The organism is Janthinobacterium sp. BHSEK, from assembly GCF_056174685.1.
In genome coordinates this window covers 1-2,484 of sequence record NZ_JBWBYV010000170.1, presented here as the reverse complement: position 1 = coordinate 2,484, position 2,484 = coordinate 1, and the positions used below count along the sequence as shown (strand labels likewise).

Genomic DNA, 2,484 nt, shown 5'->3' with positions numbered 1-2,484 from the left:
TCTCCCTTGGGAACAAATAAAGCCTTATTTAGACGAAAGGAAAATACCTTACAAAGTTGATGGGAAGTCGGTACACGGAGCCGATTGGTGATGAGGCGAAAATTGGCAAGCGGCCCGAGCGCTGATGGCCGCTGTTGAGGCGGCGCAATTCATCTCTCGGCTCTACTACTCCACATTTCCCCTCACAAACGCCTGGCATGCACGTCCCGTCGCGGCTACTTCCTCCGTCTGCAGGATCAAGGCTTGAATATCTCGCGCCACCGCGTCAGGAAGTAACCCGCCGGCGGGATCGGCTGCAGCGCCTCCTTCGGCGCCACCGCCACCGGCCGAGGCGGCAGGTCCAGCACTTGCACAGAAGGCGGGCTTGCGCATGCGCTCAGCAGCAGAAACGCGAGCGCGGATATCGTTGATTTCGTCATCATAGACTTTCTTGACGCTCGCCACTTTGGCGGCCTGTTGCCTGGCTTGCGCCAGATTCTCGGCAGCGCGCTGCGCCACCGCCTTTGTTTCCGCCGTGGTGCGGGCCTTTTTGTCGGTATCCCACAGCGCCTGCACCTCCGCCCGGCCTTGGGCGATGCCCTGCGCGCGCTGGTACACCATGCCAGCGCCGGCCAGCACGCACACCAGCAAAGCACCGTATAACCATCCCGGCACCTTGGTAAAGAACTTGGTTAGCGCGATCACGCCAACACCTTGCGCGCTGCCTGGTACAAGGCCAGACGCTCGGCCAGACCGTTCACGCCACCGTTGATGCGGCGCGTCACCCGCTCTTGGTCGCCAGCATCGGCCAAGGCATTCAGGCCGCGTGTCTGCCAGAACCAGCCCGCCGAACGACAGGCGTTGACGGTCTGCTCGAGCAGCTGAGGCTGGGCCAGCAGATCCAAGCCCAGGGCCTTGCCGCAGGCGGCGTAGTTGGCGCGGCCGGTCACCTGCAGCAGGCCGCGCCCACGAAAGCGCACGCCGTCGCCTGGCTGCACGTTACCCAGGTCGGCGCGCCCCTCGTAGGCCTGGCCGCTGGCCAGCTCACGCACATAGCGCAGCTGGCCAGACTCGTGCCCGACCTGGGATAGGAACGACGCCTGGCGCGCCGGGGTGGTGATACCAAATTCCAGCATGGCCGCATTCAACGGCACCAGGAAGGCGGCCGCCCGAGCGCGTGCCAGCGGCATGATCTCCACCAGCTGGGCCAGCGTGACGGCGCTCACATGCCACCCCGCACATCCTTGACGATGGCGGCTACGTCGTGCGCCAGCTCGCCGATATCCTTGTCCTTGCGCTTATCGAGCCAGCGCACCGTGGCGCCCAGCACCCACCAGGCAGGCAAGCCGGCGGCTACCATCAGCGGCGCGGCGATGAACAGGAAGCCCAGTGTCGGGTCGCTGCCGTATAGCACGGCGACGGCGCGCGCGCTGTCGAACATGCCTGGCAACCAGTTGCGGGCAGCCACCACCAGCGCTGGCCCCATGAGGACGGAAAACAGAATGGTGACGAAGAAGCGCACAAAGGCTTCCTTAGCGGATTTTGGCCACATGAACATGAATCCCAGCGAGGTTGCGGCAGCGCCGGCCAGGACCGGGATGCCAAATATTTTAATCAGTGCGCTTCCGGCAGCAGTTGTTTCGATGGCCATAGTGTCTTTCTTGATGAGGAGGTAGGGGAGGGGGTACTGCAGACAGTACGGTGGTGGCTGTCTCATTTCTAGGGAAAAGTGAGACTGTATTTCCGGTGATGGAAATGAAAAAACCCGCCGAAGCGGGTTTGTAGTGGATGCTGCTTTGCTACACGACCTTGACCATCACGTAGGCCCGGCCGTCCGGTTCAATCGAGATCACGCGCCCGACCGCCTCCAAGTATTGCGAGTGGGTGAGGTCAACTTTACGAACAGGGATGCCCTTGATGCCGGCGCCGTCCTGCACCGGCACGATGTAATCGCCCGGCTGGGCGCCCAGCACGTTGACCGGCACGCGGCCGGCAATGGCGATGCGGTCGACCTTCTGGCGTTCGATTTCCAGCGCCGTATCAAAAGCGGCCATGGCCTGGGCATCCTGCTGCACGGCGACTGTGTGGGCAGCCAGTGCCGCAGCGAAGGTCGCCTGCTTTTCCGCCCATTCCTCGTCGGTGTCGCCGAGTTCGGTCACCACCTCCTCGTATTCCGGTGGATTGGTACCAGGTACTGCTTGCTGCGCGACCACGTCCTCGCGGCGCAGCGGCTGCGTTGGGGCCGGTCCCGCCTGGGGTGATGGGCGCGAACCCAAGTCACTGGACCACGTATCGCCGCCAACAAACGAAGGCGCGGTCGATTTAATCGAAAACATGACGGCATCGGCCCACTTATCCGTGACTTCATTATCAGAAGTAATGCCTACAAGTTGTCCCGGAATAATGTCGCCGCATGCAAGGTTTTTGAATATGTATTCCGCATAGTCATTGCCAGCTGTATTAACTGTCCCTGGAACTGCCACGCTTCGATTGGTCGTGCTATTT

Annotated in this window: 4 protein-coding genes; all 4 read right to left on the bottom strand. The window is 62.0% G+C overall.

The window, feature by feature from the left end; translation table 11 throughout:
• Window positions 1-165: 165 nt before the first annotated feature.
• Window positions 166-684, bottom strand: coding sequence for a hypothetical protein (locus AC0V2Y_RS28020; RefSeq protein WP_475417712.1), 519 nt, complete (start codon window positions 682-684; stop codon window positions 166-168).
• Window positions 681-1,169 carry a glycoside hydrolase family 19 protein gene (locus AC0V2Y_RS28015; RefSeq protein WP_475417715.1) on the bottom strand — a complete coding sequence of 163 codons (489 nt, stop codon included), beginning with the start codon at window positions 1,167-1,169 and terminating at the stop codon, window positions 681-683. Before AC0V2Y_RS28015 ends, AC0V2Y_RS28020 begins: the two co-directional genes overlap by 4 nt.
• 32 nt (window positions 1,170-1,201) lie before the next feature.
• Window positions 1,202-1,531: a hypothetical protein gene (locus AC0V2Y_RS28010; RefSeq protein ID WP_475417713.1), complete on the bottom strand. Its 330-nt coding sequence runs from the start codon at window positions 1,529-1,531 to the stop codon at window positions 1,202-1,204.
• Between the two features lie 247 nt (window positions 1,532-1,778).
• Window positions 1,779-2,484, bottom strand: a 706-nt coding sequence (locus tag AC0V2Y_RS28005) for a hypothetical protein (protein ID WP_475418441.1), incomplete at its 5' end; no start/stop codon positions are given.

Bases quoted from the DNA above. Each gene is read 5' to 3' on its own strand.
- AC0V2Y_RS28015 (WP_475417715.1), bottom strand. From the start codon at position 1,169: ATGCCGCTGGCACGCGCTCGGGCGGCCGCCTTCCTGGTGCCGTTGAAT.
- AC0V2Y_RS28010 (WP_475417713.1), bottom strand. From the start codon at position 1,531: ATGTGGCCAAAATCCGCTAAGGAAGCCTTTGTGCGCTTCTTCGTCACC.